This window comes from Pseudoalteromonas sp. J010 (assembly GCF_003934235.1).
Taxonomy (GTDB): domain Bacteria; phylum Pseudomonadota; class Gammaproteobacteria; order Enterobacterales; family Alteromonadaceae; genus Pseudoalteromonas; species Pseudoalteromonas peptidolytica.
The window spans coordinates 103,693-121,986 of the sequence record NZ_RDBW01000011.1 but is presented as its reverse complement, the minus strand read 5'-3'; the positions used below and the strand labels follow the sequence as shown (position 1 = coordinate 121,986).

The following is an 18,294-nucleotide window of genomic DNA, read 5'->3' as shown; positions in this document are numbered from 1 at the left end:
CAACTTATAATACGAGTAAGTTACCTTTGGTTAATGCTTATAATACGCTTTTATTACGAGCCTAACCATAGTTTCACAAATTTTTAGTGGTTGATGATTGAAAGCTTAGATAAACGTTTTTTAATCAATGAGATACTTGTTGACCTCAGTAATTTATCTGTATGTGTTGACGGTTCTTGGAGAAGCATCGAAGCGAAGCATGCTGAACTATTGCGTCTGTTGATTGCCAATAAGGGGCAGGCGGTCAGTCGGGAAGTCATTTTAGACACGGTGTGGCCGGGTACTATTGTCAGTGATAATTCTGTGAGCCAGCTGGTGGTACAGCTACGTAAGCTGCTTGGTGACAGCTCAAGCGAGTCAAAAATAATTAAAACAGTACCGCGCCTAGGTTATCAGTGTATTGCGCAAATTGAAAAAGCCCCGACGTTACTTGAGCAAATAGAGGAGCTGTCTCGTGGGCGCGGTGTACAGTTTGCTTTGCTCGGATTTTTTATTGGTTTACTGGTAACTGTACTTGCGTTATTCATCGCTGAGCAGTGGCAAAGTGACGTGCAACAAGATCCTGTCTCTGCTACTCGGATCACGTCCTCCCCGGGTGCTGAAGTGTTTGTTAGCTTTTCTCCAAATGGTAAATATTTGGCATACAGCTATTTAGCAGAGGGCGCTGATCAGTTTGATCTTGCAGTCTATGATCTTGAGACCAAAACAACCCATACCATTAAAAACAGTGGGTATAGTGAAGAGTCGGCAAGCTGGTCTTTAGATGGTAATTGGCTGATTTATTCGCGTTCGGATCCGGTTTCCTGCGAAGTACGGGCGTTACACGTCAAAGGCCCAATAGAAATGTGGCGACTCGCGCGCGATAGCGTGCTTGGCAGTTGTAATAGTGCACAAGACTCAGCGCCTTGGTTTGAATATCGAGCAGGCCATTTTATCACTAAATCTTGGGATAAAGCCGGAACCTATCTGCAATCTGTAGAGGTTACTTTTGCAGACAATAACCCTATGGTGATCAACATCGTTGCGTTACCTATTCGCGATGTAACACATTACCAAGTGGATCAACAAACGCTGTTGTATCAGATAAAAGAGCAGGGGGTTTATCAGCTCAACCTAAATCAACTTACAGAGTCTGAAAACCAAAAAATCACTCTCTCTAAACAGTCTTTTTCCGCGCTGAGCCATGGGTATCAGGACGATACTATCATGCTTGCCAAACAAAACTTGAGTGTACTTAAAGGTCGCGTTCAACAAGTTTTATACTCTGGATTTGGCGTGATATCTGAAATTGATGTAAATGCGCAGTTACGTGTTTCGGCGCACACTGAGGGGGTAGCTGAGATAAACTATTATCAGCTTGACGTAGACTCACAAAACAAAGCGGCGCAAAAGCAGTTAACGTCGCCCGCAAGGATGGATTTACTTGCTGCTTTATCTGGTGATGGTGCGCATTTTGTGTATGCCTCGGTGACAACCAAAAATAATGATGCGCCACAATTTGAGTTGTGGCATAAACATGCTTTTCGACCAACGTCTAGTTTGCTTGGAACCATGCCCTTGGGGGAAGTGCCTATTTTGTTATTACTTTCGCCTAATAACGAGTATCTCGCTGTATTATCAAAGTCGCATAAAGTGTTCCTAATCAGCTCTTTTACTAAAGAAGTTAAAAAAGTAGTTGATAACTTTACCGAAATTACTGATTTGCATTGGTCACAGGATGGTAGAAAGCTGTATTATCGAGCGAAGCCTGCTATGGAAGCAAAATGGCAGGCATGGCAATTTACCGTATCTCAAGGACGTAGTGAGCAACAGCCCTTGGCGACTTATTCCCCTGATCTACCTCTTACTCAAAAAAACTCTAGCTTTGTAGGGTATAAAGAACAAGTTAGGGAATACCTAATTACGGCACTCGCTGAGATATTTGATATTGAGCAGTTACGCGGATCTTTATCGCTCTACCAACCGGCGGTTTATAGAGATGGAATTTACTTTGTACTAAAAAGAGGTCATCAATTGGTGCTTTACCGCTATTTAAGTAGTGAAAATAAGGTTGAAGAAATTCAACCTATTGGATTACACCTTTATGCAGGGGTTAGCGAGCTACAGATACTAGCAAGCTTTGATGGCAGGCACGTAATATTCAATCGGATCAACAACTATGAAAGCGACATCGTGTTATTGGAGTACGGTAACAAGTGAAGACATTAATGATGCGAAGCGCTAAATAGATGTTGTTAGTTAGTAAGCTTTTGCAGGAATAAGTGTATTGTATGACTACTCCAATTGCGCTGAGATGCTGACTTTAATGCTTGAGAAGCAAGCTTTTTGGCTTCTATCTGATTCTCTGCAAGCTGTGCCAAAAGTAGCAACAGTTCAGGGTGTTCGGGATCTATGGTGAGACCATGGTGCAGCCAAGCCTTGGCCTGAGCTTTGTCGCTGAGACGAGTTAAATACGTATTTACTAATAACAGTGTGGCGCGTAAATGTCCGTTATTCGACGCCTCGATAAGTGCCTGTAGTGCATTAGGAACATCTTGAGGTTCACCGTTGTTAAGTAGGACAGTTGCTAAACGATATTTTGCAATATCCATGGTCTTTGCTGCGTGTTCGAGCCAGAGTACAGCAAGCTGATGTGCTCCTACATTAATAAGCTGAGTCGCTAAGCGATATTGTGCCAAGTCCAAGCCATTTTTTGCGGCAGCGAGATAGAGCTCATTCATCGGTTCGGCAGAACGCCAATGGTAGCGCAGTAACTGATAGGCGTTGTACTCTTTCATACTCAACCAGTTAGCAATATAGTATTGTACTTGCGCCACACCACGCTCCGCAGCGTCGATATTCTGCCTTAGTTGTTTTTCGTAAGCCTTTTTTTGAATAGCCAAAGTTTCGCGATATTGCTCATCTTTATGCGTTGCAAAATGATAAATCAAGGTGTGTGCTTGTTTTGAACCCGTATATCGCCACTTCTCCACAGCATTTAGCAGACTTGCAGTAAATACATGTCTTGGGTAGCTGTCAATAACCTCAATATTGGTTGCTTTACCGCTTTGGTCGATGTCAAATTCCAACCAAACCCAGCCTTCAATCCCTTGTCTTACCGCTTCATCTGGATATTCAGGTAAAACATCGTGGGTTTTACTCAGTGTTGGTGTAGTACTGTGTTGTTTAAGCTTAGTGAGCGTTGAATCAAGCAAGTAGGTGTTTGACAAGCGGCTTTTTTGAAGTTTTAAAAAGTCCTTTAGGCCACTTTGGTCGTTTGACTGTTGCAAAACAAGTTGTGCAGTTTGGAATGCTTCAGCGATACCAAACTCTTTAGCCAATGAAAACCAAGCAAAGGCATTTGCAGCACTTTGTTCGGTGCCTTGCCCATACAAGTACATCACCCCAAGATTATACATAGCGTCAGCATTTCCTAATTGCGCTAAGCGACTGAATTTTGAAAATGCGAGAGTAAATTCTTCGTTTTGATAGGCAAGGGTGGCGTCGTAAAGATCGGCTTTTGTTAGCCAGCTCATACCCAGAAAAAATGAAAAAATAAGCCCAGAAATGAGATTGTTGCGCATTTTATTGATTACTCATCCTTGGTCTGCTCTGTGGGGTTGCTATGGTCATTTTGAATACGCTATATAACCATAATATAAAGGAAATTTAAATAATAAAAGCTGATAGCAAATGCTATCAGCTTTTTGGAACTCCGGGCAGGGAGTTTACTAAGTCGAACCTGTGTTAGCTTGGAAGCGACTTAATTCGAGTCATGAAACTGTTCCTATGCAACTAGTAAGACCAGATTTAGTGGTAAAAGTTTCATTCACTTTTCAGAGTTAGAAGTTAAATCTAACTCCTGCGCTAAAGCGCCTTCCATCGGCATAAACACCGGTCAGTGCTTGTTCAACTCCCTCTTCCTGATAGCTAAATGTATGTTCATCCGTCAAGTTGATGGCCTCAAGAATAAACGCCACATTCTCGTTGTAGCTATAGGTAAGGTTGGCATCTACTTGACCATAATCGTCAATGTATCCTGGCCAGTCTCGACCGGTATCATACCCTGTTCTGAAGTTGTATGAGATGCGGGCACTAATGAATTCGTTTTCATAATAAGAACTTAGGTTAACGGTATGCTCAGAGTTACCAGGGATAGTGATGTTGTTACCTTCATCATCTTTTGCTTCACCATCAACATAGGTATAGTTAGCGGCAACGCCAAAACCTTCGTATAGCTCTTGTTGATAACCGATTTCTAGGCCTTGAATGCGGCCTGCTTTCCCATTAACAGGGCGGCTGATCAGCACTTCTTTACCTTCGTGAGTTTCAAGTGCTGGTTGGCTCTCGATAAACGACTGAATATCTTTGTAGAAAAATACCGCAGAAAAAAGGCCTGCGTCGCTAAAGTACCACTCGATACCGGTATCAAACTGCGTCGCTCGATAGGGGTCGATGTCAGGGTTACCGCCAGTGCCGGTTTGTGTTTCTAGGTTGTATGAAGTTGATGCGGTCATATCGGCGTAATCTGGGCGAGACATAACTCGTGCCGCAGAAAAGCGCATTAATAAATCATCATCTAAGTCAATTGCCAAGTTAATGCTTGGAAGAATGTCGAAGTAGTCCTTTTCTTCCGTTGTCCAGACCTCAGCACCTGACTCACCTGCAAACGCGGATGAGGTTTGTTTGGTATTTACAAGTCTTACACCTAAATTACCGCGTAGACCATCTGCATCCAGATTCGCTTTAATGTAGCCTGCGGTAATTTTTTCATTGATATCGAAAGTACTGGCCTTCAATACTCGGTAATTCCAACCTAGTGCATCACCTTCTTGGCGTATTTTGTCCGGATCAGTAATCGCATAGCTGCGCGTTGTGCCTGAAGAGCCTATGCCTGATAGATAATCAGATGGCATGGCTTTGGAGTAGTCAGCCAGACTCCAGTTTAAGTCGGTACGATTGTCTGTGGTGTGTTTGGTATTAAAGCGGCTGTGGTCACGGTATTTAAAGCCGACTTTGATCTGGCTGAAGATGGCAACATCAATTGGACGCTTAAAATCGGCTTGAAAGTAAGTTTCATCATCTTTGGCATCATTACTGTCATAGCGTAAAAAACCTAAATTCCACTTTTCTCCGTCGTTTGGATCGGCGGCATAACTGGTTTTTACATCTTCTACTTGTGACGTATCAAAGCTATGAACATAATTGCCTTCCCAGCCAACGGAGCGGTCAGCTTGCGAACCACCAGAACCTTCTGTGTAACCTAAGTGATATGACGATTCCCAAAGTTGTCCTTGATGTTCAACTTTTAAGTCGTACGACTTGGTTTTGAGCTCAGAGTTACGTACTTTGGTCTCATCCAGAATATTATTGGCATTTGGAGATAAGCCAAGTGTGCCGCCGACGGCCATCTTGCCAACTACGGGGTGGTCGATAATGGTAATGTCAGTGTATTGTGAGCCGCCGTAACCGGGTAACCAAAGGAAGTTTTGGTTTTCATTATCGGCTTCTAGTGTAGAGTCTAGGGCATTGAATACAATGTCCATATTTTCACTTGGACGATATTGCAAGGCGAGGTTTATGCCCGTGCGTACGCGCTGCTGTGAGAACATAGCTGAGCCGCCACCGCCAGGGCTGTAGACATTGTTGACGACGGTACCATCTTCAAGTGTGATATCACGATAGGTCCAAGACCATGCTTCAATACCATCGCGGCGCAAGTTACGTTCTTGGCGAACAACAGAAATTAATGCACCAAAAGATTCATCATCGGTTTTAAAGTTGTACATAGCGGATAGTTGCGGATCGGTTTCACCTGATACTTCGCTGTGCTGTGCGATAATTGAACCTGCAATTTTATTTTCCTCTAATTCAAGTGGCTTACGTGTTCTCACAATCACGGTGCCGCCAATAGAGCCTTCATCAATATCGGCTTCGGGTGATTTGTAAACTTCAAGCCCAGAAATAATTTCTGAGGGTAACATTGTATAGTTAAAACCACGACTCGCCGCTGAGTTGGTCCACCAATCTGCTGAACCAACGGCTTGACCATTTAATAAGGTTCGGTTTTGGCTTTCACCTGTGCCTCGAATGCTAACGCGCTCACCTTCACCAAAACTGCGGGTGATTGAAACACCGGTAATGCGTTGTAGCGATTCGGCAACGTTTTGATCTGGAAATTTACCAATATCCTCGGCAGTTACTGCATCGACAATGGCGTCAGAGTATCTTTTAGTATTGAGTGATTGAACAACGCTGCCACGGATCCCTCTGACTTGAATAACTTCAACTTCACCATTTTTAGCTGCTTCTTGATTATTGCTCTCTTCAGCGAGCGCTATACCTGGTGCAAAAAGTACCGAGCCGAGCAAAGATTGGCTGATTAAGACTACTAGTTTTTTCTTATTATTGCGAAACATACATTCCCCTTGAGTGCCTATACCAATTAGCCTTAATACTTGCTTAGTTTGAAGGAGTAAATCTAACGCTAACTGCGTTAAAAATTTCTTATTTAGAGCAACTAAATAGCAAAATTCTTGCCTTGTTATCGACAAAGTTTTCTCGCCTCAAAATAGACCACTTAGTTAAGATAATTGGTATTACTTGTGATTGAGAGGTTGACCTCGAGAAAGATTAAACACCAGCGGGGTTTGTTAAATCTTGAATTGAAATGAATAGTTGTGAATTCAATGGATTTCAACTTCAATAATTACCATCGTATTGAAATATATAGATATAAAATAAGTTAAGTTGGAGGTTTTGTAGTTTAAGTTAAGTTTACTGGAATGATTTTGCTTGGTCTTTTGTTAACATTCACAACTACAAAGAACTGGAAAGTCACCTTTCCAGTTCTTTTTACACGTTATAAGCTCTTTTTAGGTGGCAGCACAACGTTTGAGAAGATAAGGCCAGCAATAAGAGACATAAATATCAAGAAGGTTTGTTGGCCAATATGATCCGCATGGACAAAGCTTTGGCCTTCGATCAGTGAATTAAGTCCAATATAAGTTTTAGAACCAGGGACCAGTACAATCAAACCTTGCATTGCAACAATAGAAGCTGGAGCGTTGACAACGCGGTTAAAGATATTGCTAAAGACACCCACTGCAAATGCACCGACAAACGTACCAAGTGCGTAGTCAAAGTAAACCGCAGAGCTGATGCTTGCTGCATAAGCAATAAAACCTGATGCTAGCGACCAACTCGCATGTCTTAACTTAGTTCTAAATATCACCACAAGACTGCTACAAAGCAAAAGCACAGCAAGCCACGCTGTCCATCTTGGTAATGGTAGGGGTTGGACAAAATCGACTTTCCCGAATAACGCAAACCCTAGCGTGATACCTAAAAAAGCACCAAAATAGAGCTTAAACAGCAACATGATCGAGTCCATGACTCGAGCGGTTCCAGAGACCAAATGCCGAGCTGATAATTCAGCAAATCCAAGTGCGAGTGCTAACCCTGGAATAAACACGATAATCGCCGATAGCACAACCAAACGGATATTTATTTGTGGATCGATATACACAGAGACTGCGCAGGCAGCTACAGCCGAAACAATGGCAACCAAAGGCTCAAGCATATGGGTCACGCGCTTGGAGATACTCGCCCAAAGTACAAACAAAAACACCAACAAGGAAAGTAATGCTGACCACACGACGTCGTTCCAGCTGGTGCCCATTAGCATTGCGAACGCGCCACCAGAAGTAGCAAAAGCAAGTCCAGTGAGGAGTTTATTATATGGGGGCTGGGCATGCAAAATGGCTTCGAGGCATTGCTCGGCCTCTTGCAGTGATAACTCTCCGGATAGCACTCGAGTTACTACGCCATCAGTATCAGCAAGCGAGCCTAAGTCATGATCGCCTGGGTCAACCCGTGCCACATGAGTGTACTCTTCTTCATGGCCTTCAGTCCAAATCACAAATGTGACGGATGTTGGGGACATAACAAAAGAAGACTTTAACCCTAAGTGAGTGGCAACTTCCATTAAGTGTGCTTCGAGCCGATAGGCAGGGGTACCGTATTTATGAAGCATTTTGCCTAACTTCACAATAAAGCGGCGTTTCTCTGTAAAGGTTGCGTTATTCAACGAAAGAGAACCTTAAATGTGTACTACCAGTCGGTTTCAAATACGATTGGTAAAAGTGTTAAAAAACAGGAGTATGACAACAAAAGTAACGTTGTGCCAAGTATAAACTCGCCATTCTAGTATGGTACATCTATTTGCTTTTACTAGATTTATTTAATACCAATTATCTTTAATACTTGCTTGATTTGAAGGAGTAAATCTGACGCTAACTACGTTAAAAGTTTATTATTTAGAACAACTAAATAGCAAAAATTTTGCCTTGCCTATATGGATGTAGGTACCTTAGCGATAGCAGGACGCGGCAGCGGAGTTATCGAAAAGATTTACTCCCTCAAAATAGACCACAGTATTAAGATAATTGGTGTAAGTCGACATCAGTCACTTGTGCATATTTCCTAAATGTAAATATAGACGGCTGAGATTGCTGCGAATTCTATCCAGATTCTCAACAATGTCTATAGGTTTGGCCGCAAATATTTGCATTTTTTTAAAATGTAATTTGATAGTAATCAAAGCGCTTGTCTGTACGCCGATTTCGCATATTTACGAAGAGTCCCTCAATTGAAGCGTTACATCGACTATGGTTGTCGCCGCAGGAGTTGTGCCACTGAGCTGCTCTGAGAGGGTTTGACAAGTGCGTCTACATATCTCGTTAATATCTATTTTTACACTACTCAAGGAGGGGGTCATAAACTGAGAATCAGCAAAATCATTGAAACCAATCACTTTTATATCTCTACCTGGTGAAAGTCCAATCTCCCGCATCGTATCTAAAACGCCATAGGCAATAAAATCACTAAAACACATAACTGCATCTATATTACGATGAGTTTCGATCAGTTGTTTGAATGCCTTTTTGCCGGCTCGACGGTTATTTTGGACGTCAATAACAGTCGCCTGATGCTTAACGTGGTGTGATGTTAATGCACTTTGAAAACCCGCCAGTTTAGCCTGGTACTCAAAGCAGTCTTGCTCACCAAGTGCAGCAATATGTCGAGCTCCAACTTCAATCAAGTGAGAAGTTGCAAGGTGAGTCCCCTTTTTGTTGTCGGGCAGAATCGAGGGTGCTTTGGCAAAAGCAATTTCTCGCATTATTGTGATGACTAAAAAACCGGAGTCATAAAGATTGTCTAGCCACTGTCGGGAAGTACCTTTGGCAGGGATCATAATGAAGGCAGAAACATTATATTCTTTAAATGCCTGTACCGCTTGCTGTTGACGTTCAATACACTCGTTCGTACTCACCAGCATGGGAACCATACCTAACGTATATACCTGTTTTTCGAGTTCAACAGCTAATTGTGCGCACAGAGGACAAGTTAAGTCATTCACCACCAAGGCAACTAAATTGGTACGCTTACTTCTAAGTGCAGCAGCCTCTCGGTTGTAGACATAGCCCAGCTTTTCAATTGCATGTAGCACTTTGGCTTTGCTTTTATCGCTCACTTTCTCACTTTGAGTAAGCACGAGAGAGACCGTAGACTTTGAAACTTGTGCTTCTTTGGCAACATCAAAGATGGTGACATTAGCGCGTTTTTTATCATTTTTCATGCTAATTAACCTGAACTTCGGATCATGAATACTTTATCTAGCATCTAGATGTGATGCTAACGGCGCTGAGTTTACTCCTTCAAATTGAGCAAGTATTAAGTCAAACTGGTATTATCTGTATCAAAATTTTCAGATCGACCAGACTCACCAACAGCGATTTTTCAGGGTCAATGGTACCGCAAGTTTTCTTTACATAACATCGCAAATCTGTGCACATTTTCCAAAAATCATTATATGATCGCACAATGAACGCCCAAGATAGGTGAATACAGTGAAATTATTAAAAAAAGTTGCATTTATCATCATGATAACTGCCGTATCACAAACGGTATTTGCAAATGAACAAGGCTATATGAAGCCTTCTTCAGAACTTGCTAAGTTAGTTGATGCTCCTCTCATTCCTGCTTCAAAGTTGAGCGCTAACGGAAAATGGCTTGCGCTAATGCAGCGTAATCGAGTCCTTTCTCTTGAGGAGCTAGGTAAACCGGAAAAAGCATTAGCAGGCATTAAATTTAATCCTGAGAGCTTTATGAGAACGTCCAGTCGACAATATAGCTCAATTGAATTTAAACATGTGGATACTGGGGCATTGATCAAAGTACAGGGTCTACCTGAGGGTAAAATAAAGGAACCTAGCTGGAGTGCAGATAGCCGTTATCTGGCGTTTATTCTTGAGCAAGCGAACAGCTCTACGCTGTGGGCATTTGATATAGAAAAGCGCGCTCTGAAGCAATTAACACAATCTACTTTAAATGGAATAGTGACCTCAACCCCTTATCAATGGCTGCCTGATAGCACTGCAATTGTTGCAAACATTGCGGTTAACCATGGCAAACAACCGAGCGAGCGTGATAGGTCGCAGTTGGCGCCAATCGTGCAGACAACATCTGGTAAAAAAGCATCGACCAGAACTTATCAAAACTTATTATCAAGCCCTTATGATATTCAGTTGTTTAAATTTTATGCTGAAGGCCAACTGATAAAAATTAACCTCAATTCAGGTGCCCAAAAAATTGGTAACCCCACCTACTTGAAAGACTTTTCAATCTCTCCTGACTCAACCAATCTAATTGTAGGCATGATGGATGACCCATTTTCTTACCAAGTACCGTATAGCCGTTTCCCTGCGGTATGGCAGGTGTGGGGTATGAGAGGGTTCCCGCTATTTGAAGTGGCAAGGCAACCTGTTGCAGACGCCTTACCTGCGGGCTTCGACAGTGTGAGAGAAGGACCTCGTAAAATCCAGTGGCGGGACGACAAAGGGGCAACTCTTATCTGGGCTGAGGCGCAAGATGGTGGTGATATGAGCAAAGATGTTGAATATCATGACTATTTGTACACAATTAGTGCACCTTTCAAAAAAGAGCCTGAATTATTTGCAAAAGTTGAACGACGCTTTGCAAGTATTCAGTGGGCTGATAATAATGTCGCTATTTTAAATGAGTGGCGCTTTTCAGATCGTAGTGTGCGCGCTTCGATATTCTCGCCTCGCAACCCGGATATGAACCGCGTGGTATTTTCAGAGCGCAGTTATAATGATGCCTACAAAGACCCTGGTAATTTTGTATATGAAAACAGTGATTTAGGCTCTCGTGTACTGAAGCTAGTTGGTGGTCGCTATTTATTTTTAACCGGCAATGGCGCATCTGATCAAGGTAATATCCCATTTCTAGATCGATTTGACGTAAAAACGAATACATCGACTCGGCTTTGGCAATCGAGTGCACCTTATTATGAAAGGGTTCGGGCATTACTTGATGACGAAGGAATGCGGTTTGTTACTGTACGTGAGTCGCGTCAAGAGCAGCCTAACTTTTTTGTCCGTGATTTACAGTTTGATACGCTAGAACAGTTAACAAAGTTTCCACACCCATATCCTGCATTTAAAGGTGTCGTGAAAGAGCAAATCAAATATAAGCGCGATGATGGTGTTGAACTATCGGGTAATTTGTATTTGCCAACCAACTATGATCCCTCTAAAGGCAGAATACCGGTATTAATGTGGGCATATCCACTTGAATATAAAGATAAAGCTGTTGCTTCTCAGGTACGAGAGTCACCTTATCAATTTCCTTATATTGGTTATTGGGGACCCATGCCTTACCTTGCCAAAGGTATTGCTATTTTTGATGATCCAACTATGCCTATAGTGGGAGCCGGAGATTCCGAGCCGAATGACACTTTCAGAAAGCAGCTGGTGGCAAGTGCTCAAGCTGCGGTGGATACGTTAGTTGAGAAAGGGATTGCTGATCCTGAGCGTATCGCGATTGCAGGTCATTCATACGGTGCATTTATGGTTGCGAATCTCTTAGCGCACAGTGATTTATTTGTTACCGGTATCGCACGCAGTGGTGCGTATAACCGGACACTGACTCCATTTGGTTTCCAAGGTGAGCCTCGTAGTTTTTGGGAGGCACAAGATGTGTATGCCAATATGTCACCTTTCTTCCACGCGGAAAAGATTAACGAGCCTATGTTAATGATCCATGGTGAGGAAGACCCAAATTCAGGCACTTTCCCAATGCAGTCTAAGCGGATGTTTGCTGCAATGAATGGCTTGGGTGGTAATGCAAGGTTAGTCATGTTACCTGAGGAAGGTCATGGGTATAAAGCACGAGAGAGCATCTTACATGTTCTTTGGGAGCAAGAGCAGTGGCTCGATACCTATTTGTTTCCAGAAAAAGCACAAGAAGAGATAGAAATGTTGCCTAATGAACCGACTTCTATTGCAACACAAGCTATTGTTGAGCAGTAAACATACTTTCATCTAAGCGCAGTACTGCGCTTAGATGAAAACTAAAAATTCGAGATAATTATTGTTCTGTGCAGGTCAGCGGCTGTATCGAGTTTCGAGTGGCTAATGATAGAGATCAGACAAGACAGCTGCGCCATAGAGGAGTACGCAATGATAGATTTACTCGCCACATTCATTTTCTTTTTTGCGGTCATTGATCCCATCGGGACCGTTCCCGTTTTTATTGCTGTGACGAAAAACTATGATGAGGCGCAAAAACGTAAAATAGCACTTTTTGCTACCTTGGTATCTGCGGCAATCCTAGTCTTTTTTGTTGTGGCTGGCGAACTTATCCTAACTGCGATGGGAATTCCTCTGTCAGCTTTTCAAATTGCAGGTGGAATTGTGCTCTTTCTTTTTGCATTGTCGATGATCTTTGGCGAAAGTAAGCCAGAAGAAGAAGTGAGAATGGTTAAAAGTCATAATGATACGGCTATTTTTCCTTTAGCAGTACCATCGATAGCAGGTCCAGGTGCAATGCTTGCTGCCGTTTTGTTAACTGAAAATGCGAGATTCAACATTTGGGAACAGGTGCAAACTGTTGCTATGATGCTAATCGTTTTAGCAATCGTGTGTGTGCTAATGCTATGTGCCAGTTTCATGCACCGTGTTATTGGTAACGGTGGTGCAAGTGTTATTAGTCGAGTGATGGGACTGATATTAGCGTCAGTTGCGACGACAAACACACTCGCAGGCTTAAAAGTCTATTTTGGGTTATAAGGTTTTAGGTATTGAAAGTTCGATGTTCAGTTTGGTGTAATACCAATTTGAAGGCGTAAATCTGACGCTAACAGCGTTAAAATTTCTTATTTAGAACAACTAAATAGCAAAATTTTTGCCTTGCCTTGCTTACACCTACTCGGAGGTAGGTACCTTGGCGATAGCAGGACGCGGTAGCGGGGTTATCGACAAGATTTTCTCGCCTCTAAATAGACCACTTAATTCAGAAAATTGGTATAAAGTCTTGTTTTGAGTGCATAGAAGGCTTCGCTATTGAAGCCTTTTGATGTAAGTTTACTCTTTGCTCGATACTGAGCTGCCAACAGATGCAGTGATAACCATCAATATTGCCAGCCATTGCCATACAGTGAGTAACTCTCCCAAAATTAAAAAACCAGCCAATGCAGCAACTGCAGGCTCCACACTCATTAAGATGCTAAAACCTTGTGCTGGCATTTTTCGCAGTGCGACCATCTCTAAACTGTAGGGTAGGGCGCTTGAAAGCAGGCCGATAGCAATCCCTAACGGGATAATTGACCAATCTAGTAAAGCGGTACCTTGGGAGAACACGCCAAATGGCACAATCGCGAGTGCGGCTATACTCATACCAATGGCAACTGTCGCCCCACCAGAACTCTCACTGCCTGAGCGCTTACCATATAAAATGTACCCCGCCCAGCATGCGCCAGCAATTAACGCCAATACGACGCCTATTGGGTCAAGCCCATTTACATCACCCAGATCAGGCAATAGCAGTAAAATTCCCGCAATCGCAAAGGCTACCCACAAATAGTCACGTTTACGTTTAGAGGAAAATAACGCGACCGCGAGTGGTCCGGTGAACTCTAAAGCAACCCCAATGCCTATTGGAATACGTTCTATAGCATAATAAAAAGTGATATTCATGCCACCCAAACATAACCCGTATACAATAAGCGGCCGCCAATTTGATGGTAAGTGTCGCCAAGGTTTGAATACCAAGCACAAAATTAACGCTGAAAAGCCAAGGCGATATGCGGTTGTTCCTTCAGGGCCTACGAATGGGAACAGCTGCTTGGCAATAGATGCACCTGATTGGATTGTTATCATAGCGCACAGTAGACATAAAATCGCGATGATAAAGTCACGGTTAATGAGTGGCATTATGCCCCCTGTAGATAAAAAAGCAGGTAAAGAGTTTGCAGATGGCGTTAGTCTAATCTTCTGTAGTGAGCGGCTCAAATATTTTTGTATATTTTATTCTTTTTATTTTTCAAACCCTCTGGATATTACCTCTAGGCTGCTTTTAATTGAAGTTTATGTTTTATTTTTTACCTTTGTTTTACTTATGTTGCTGTAAATATAATTGCCACTGGTCTTCGTGTTTCTGCATACTTTTATGTTTTTTTGATTCTTGATGTGATAACGCATCAACTTCGCTGACAAATGGGCCTGCTCTACAAATAGTACAGTGATTTGGCGCTAAGTAATGTGGCATTTGCAGTTTTGAGGTTATTGGGTGCGAGTGATTTATCGACCAGTAATAGCTGACGCCACTAGTATCCTTTACATGTTTATCTCGATCTACATTACGGATAAGATACTCAGGGAATTGTGAAATATCAAAAGTAGACTGACCGAGGTAACACAAGTCTGTGTTTGTTATCAGGCTCTGCTCTATATTCCACTCAATATAGGGCTTGACGTCTTTAGAGGTGATTATCCCAAGGTTTACACCTGCTGGGTCTAACGCATACTTTGTTGCGTTGAGTAAAAACCTTCTTAGCAACTGGCGATTTAACGTGTTTACGCTCAGTGTTTGCTGCTGGAAGCTTTCATAAGAGGCAAATGCCGGGATCAATGGAAACTGAAATATCACCGCATCAAAGCTTTGCTTAGAGAGCCTATGCCAGCAGCTCGCCTTGGTAACATCAAACTCGGTGATAATATCAATACCAATATTTGCAAGTTTATCAAATGCGTTGTCTTGGTATTTATGTTTAAGCGCACTTTCGCTGTCATAAATACTGGCAGTGAGATGAATTGGCTTTAGGTACTTTGCTAAAGAGTAAGAAAAGCTTAAATCACCATCGCCAACAGTGAGAATACGCCAGTTTTTATCAAGGATCATGGAACTGTCTAAATCAGCAAAACGTAGAGTTTACCAAATTAGGCTGGTATCTTGTAGCGGTTGGCTCTTGTCTGGGGGGATTAATACCAATTAATGAATATAATTCGTATAAATTAGATAAATTCGCCGCGGCAGCAAATGTTGCAATACCCGCAAAATACACAAAGAAACATACAGCCTATAGGTCATTTACTATGGCGTCGTATAATTTCCCTTAGTGTTAAAGCGGGTATCCGATAAAACAGCATATCGCTTTACTTATCAATGCCCTAGCTGATCAAGTAAGTCCATTACTTCGACACTTGCTCGTTCCATTTGATTAAGCTGCTTAACTGCACCTTGAGGRTCACCGGATTGGAATTTTCTAATTGCTTCCACGCCTGCACGGTGTACCTCTTTATGTGGCGCATCTAAACGTTTAAAGGCATTGTGAGATCCAAATTTGTCAGCGCCTTCGCCGCTCCACCACTTTCCTAGTCGGCACATTGTATGGTCGGCAAAATCATTTACTCCCTTGTGACTATTACCGATAATCACGTTGTAAACATCCCCCTTCCACACCACATGGTCAAGCTTCACTGTTTGGATAAATGTCTGTGTTGTAGACACTAAAATTGTGTCTTTCATTGAATCACAGCATGCAACAATCCCTTCATATTCATCATTTAAATGTCCAATACTGTCGGACAGGGTAATATTGGAGGCTTGAATTTCCTCTACAGCATTCACGGTTGTGTGCGTCGTGTCGATGATTTTCTTCACGAGATCTGAAACTTCATTAGCTGATTCATTCGTGTTGGTGGCAAGTGCTCTTACTTCATCAGCTACAACAGAAAACCCTCTTCCAGCTTCGCCAGCTCTCGCCGCCTCTATGGCGGCGTTAAGTGCCAGTAAGTTAGTTTGATCTGAAATCTTAGAAATCGTGGTTACAAACGTATTTATACTATCAGCCATTTGCGACAAGCCGGAGATGTTGGCCGTCATTTTGTCCATATTTGTTCCAAGCTGATCCATGCCTACGAGTATTTTTCGTAGTGCCGTTTCCGACTTAGAAAAGGCGGCGTTTACTTTCTCAATAGAATGGCTTTCTTCTTCGATCCCCATAAAGCTTGCGAGTACTGTTTCGCGGATCCCCTGCACTTGACCAAGTCCAGTCAGCGCACATTGAAGTAATTGATTATCTGTGTTGTCATTCAGAGACACCTGAGCGCTGACCATCTCTGCTTTGAGTGATTCATTTTCGGCACTTAACTGTTCATTTTGTTGTTTCAGTTGGAGCAGTTCTTGTTGCGCTTTTTCGAGCGCTTGCTGGGTCTCGTTGTTTGTAAATAGCTTTGCAAACACTGCACATTCCCTTATAACTTAATATTAACGATAGCTTAGCAATTATTGTGTGTTAGTGCTACAAATTTAGTGAGGGCTGCAAGTCAACTGATGATTCTTACTGCAAAAAAGTCAGTTTTTGTTTACAAATTTACCGCTTCTGGGTTTTTTAGCCTCTAGAGCTGGAACGAAGAGATTTACCTTTCTTATCACCGTACATTTGTTTATCTGCTTCATGGATAAGTAAATCAGCTTGCTTTGCAGGGTCGACCATAACCTGCCCTATACTGACATTGATATTATATTCAAGCAGCCCGTTTAGTAATGCACTTCTGATTTCATCTAGGTTAGGTTGCTCACAATCCACATAAGCAATGAATTCATCCCCTCCTATCCGAAAGCAATGCGACAAACCAAAATATTGCTGCATATTTTGTGTGAAGCTAATGAGTACCTTGTCTCCAACGTGATGTCCATACGTGTCATTTACTTGTTTAAAGTTATCGACATCGAGATAGAGTAACCATAGACCCGCAAACTTATGTGCTTGTAGCCCTTCGAAGCAAGCCTTGCGACTGCCCACTCCGGTCATCGAGTCGTGATTTGCTTCGTAACGCATCTGCTGTTCGAGCTGCCTTCTTCTTTCCACTTCTGCTTTTAGCTTGTAAACGTCTTTACGCTTTTCTTTGATCATGCGATAAAAGCCGACACTTATTAATAAAAAACCTAGATTTTTCAAAGATGTATCCAACCCTAAAATAGGCAGATTAGTGTTGCCGATAAAGCTGTCAAAAATATCCAGCAGTAAGCCAATGGAATAGACAAGTAATGCTACACGTAATAGTTTATTGACGACTTCTTTGGTAATGATAAAAAATAACGTGAACGAAACAGCAAACCAAAAAAGCTCCTCGAAACTCTCGTAATCTGTGTGACCATTGGTGTACATAAACACCGCTAACGCGATATTCACTATCCAGATCAGTAGCAATGGAACTGCCGTTTTTATCAAAGTAATGTAGCTCGCTATGGTTCGCCTACAGTTAGTTATAGTTAATGGGTCATGGGACGCAAGTTTCCTAAGCGCTGAGTTCAAGGGCTTGAGAAATCATAAAGAGGTGCCCGACGAAAACCATTGCGCTTAGCACGGTGCGCATTTTCTGGTAATCCTTATGGTATTCTTTCCACATTGGGGATAAACGTTCAATCAGATAGACCAGCCAGTACGCCACGGATAAGTATACTAGTGACCACTCGAGCGTTAGAAAACTCAGTAGTGGATAGGGGATCACAACAACAACAGCCAGTATCGCTTGGCTTTGCGTTTGTTGACCTGCACGCCATAAACTGCCAGCCATAAAGGCTAAAATACCAAAACTATAAAATTGAAACGCTTGTACTGTGTTAGCTGATGCGCCGGTCATTAAGGTCCATGCAATACAGGCAAGAAAGGGAACAAAACCAAGGTAGCCAAGTTGGATATGATTAAAATAGGGGTGCATAGTAACGCTCTGTTATATCTGATGATTGGATCATACCGTATTTACAGTACTTTTATACTCTTATGCTAAATTAGTTGATCACTCAAAAAGCTATTATCAGTTTTTTCGATTACAGTGATTCAAACAATCCATTTTATTTAAATATCACTTCCCCTTACCTTTGTACTCAAGCCAAGGCGAATAGCAATCGCCAACATTAATTCAAACTAAACAACAGTGAGGAAAG

Annotated in this window: 12 protein-coding genes; 3 read left to right on the top strand and 9 right to left on the bottom strand. The window is 42.3% G+C overall.

Annotated features, from left to right (window positions below; genetic code table 11):
- Positions 1–93: 93 nt before the first annotated feature.
- Positions 94–2,199 (top strand): winged helix-turn-helix domain-containing protein, encoded by a 2,106-nt coding sequence (locus EAG18_RS07385; protein WP_125251736.1) that lies wholly within the window; start codon positions 94–96, stop codon positions 2,197–2,199.
- A 35-nt stretch (positions 2,200–2,234) separates the two neighbouring features.
- Here EAG18_RS07385 and EAG18_RS07380 read toward each other — a convergent pair whose 3' ends face one another.
- From EAG18_RS07380 to EAG18_RS07365, 4 genes are all read right to left on the bottom strand, one after another.
- The gene (locus EAG18_RS07380) at positions 2,235–3,563 is read right to left on the bottom strand and encodes a TonB family protein (RefSeq protein WP_125251735.1); all 1,329 of its coding nucleotides are present in this window, start codon (positions 3,561–3,563) and stop codon (positions 2,235–2,237) included.
- 258 nt (positions 3,564–3,821) lie between these two features.
- Positions 3,822–6,398 carry a TonB-dependent receptor gene (locus tag EAG18_RS07375; protein ID WP_125251734.1) on the bottom strand — a complete coding sequence of 859 codons (2,577 nt, stop codon included), beginning with the start codon at positions 6,396–6,398 and terminating at the stop codon, positions 3,822–3,824.
- A gap of 443 nt (positions 6,399–6,841) precedes the next feature.
- Positions 6,842–8,068 (bottom strand): threonine/serine exporter family protein, encoded by a 1,227-nt coding sequence (locus tag EAG18_RS07370; RefSeq protein WP_125251733.1) that lies wholly within the window; start codon positions 8,066–8,068, stop codon positions 6,842–6,844.
- 543 nt (positions 8,069–8,611) lie between these two features.
- Positions 8,612–9,619 carry a LacI family DNA-binding transcriptional regulator gene (locus EAG18_RS07365; protein WP_125251732.1) on the bottom strand — a complete coding sequence of 336 codons (1,008 nt, stop codon included), beginning with the start codon at positions 9,617–9,619 and terminating at the stop codon, positions 8,612–8,614.
- Positions 9,620–9,923: 304 nt separating this feature from the next.
- On the opposite strand from EAG18_RS07365, the gene EAG18_RS07360 reads away from it, so the two are divergent.
- The gene (locus EAG18_RS07360) at positions 9,924–12,374 is read left to right on the top strand and encodes a prolyl oligopeptidase family serine peptidase (protein ID WP_185745572.1); all 2,451 of its coding nucleotides are present in this window, start codon (positions 9,924–9,926) and stop codon (positions 12,372–12,374) included.
- A gap of 150 nt (positions 12,375–12,524) precedes the next feature.
- Positions 12,525–13,133 (top strand): MarC family protein, encoded by a 609-nt coding sequence (locus tag EAG18_RS07355; protein WP_125251730.1) that lies wholly within the window; start codon positions 12,525–12,527, stop codon positions 13,131–13,133.
- Between the two features lie 294 nt (positions 13,134–13,427).
- On the opposite strand, the gene EAG18_RS07350 is transcribed toward EAG18_RS07355, so the two are convergent.
- The 5 genes from EAG18_RS07350 to EAG18_RS07330 all read right to left on the bottom strand — a co-directional run bounded on the left by EAG18_RS07350 (position 13,428) and on the right by EAG18_RS07330 (position 18,068).
- On the bottom strand, positions 13,428–14,276 hold the full coding sequence (locus tag EAG18_RS07350; protein WP_125251729.1) for a DMT family transporter: 849 nt from the start codon (positions 14,274–14,276) through the stop codon (positions 13,428–13,430).
- 178 nt (positions 14,277–14,454) lie between these two features.
- Positions 14,455–15,243: a class I SAM-dependent methyltransferase gene (locus EAG18_RS07345; RefSeq protein WP_125251728.1), complete on the bottom strand. Its 789-nt coding sequence runs from the start codon at positions 15,241–15,243 to the stop codon at positions 14,455–14,457.
- A gap of 261 nt (positions 15,244–15,504) precedes the next feature.
- A complete protein-coding gene (locus EAG18_RS07340) occupies positions 15,505–16,587 on the bottom strand; it encodes a methyl-accepting chemotaxis protein (RefSeq protein ID WP_125251727.1) in 1,083 nt (360 codons plus the stop codon).
- Positions 16,588–16,735: 148 nt separating this feature from the next.
- On the bottom strand, positions 16,736–17,578 hold the full coding sequence (locus tag EAG18_RS07335) for a GGDEF domain-containing protein (protein WP_275557244.1): 843 nt from the start codon (positions 17,576–17,578) through the stop codon (positions 16,736–16,738).
- Positions 17,579–17,645: 67 nt separating this feature from the next.
- On the bottom strand, positions 17,646–18,068 hold the full coding sequence (locus tag EAG18_RS07330; protein ID WP_125251726.1) for a DUF3429 domain-containing protein: 423 nt from the start codon (positions 18,066–18,068) through the stop codon (positions 17,646–17,648).
- Between the last annotated feature and the right edge of the window lie 226 nt (positions 18,069–18,294).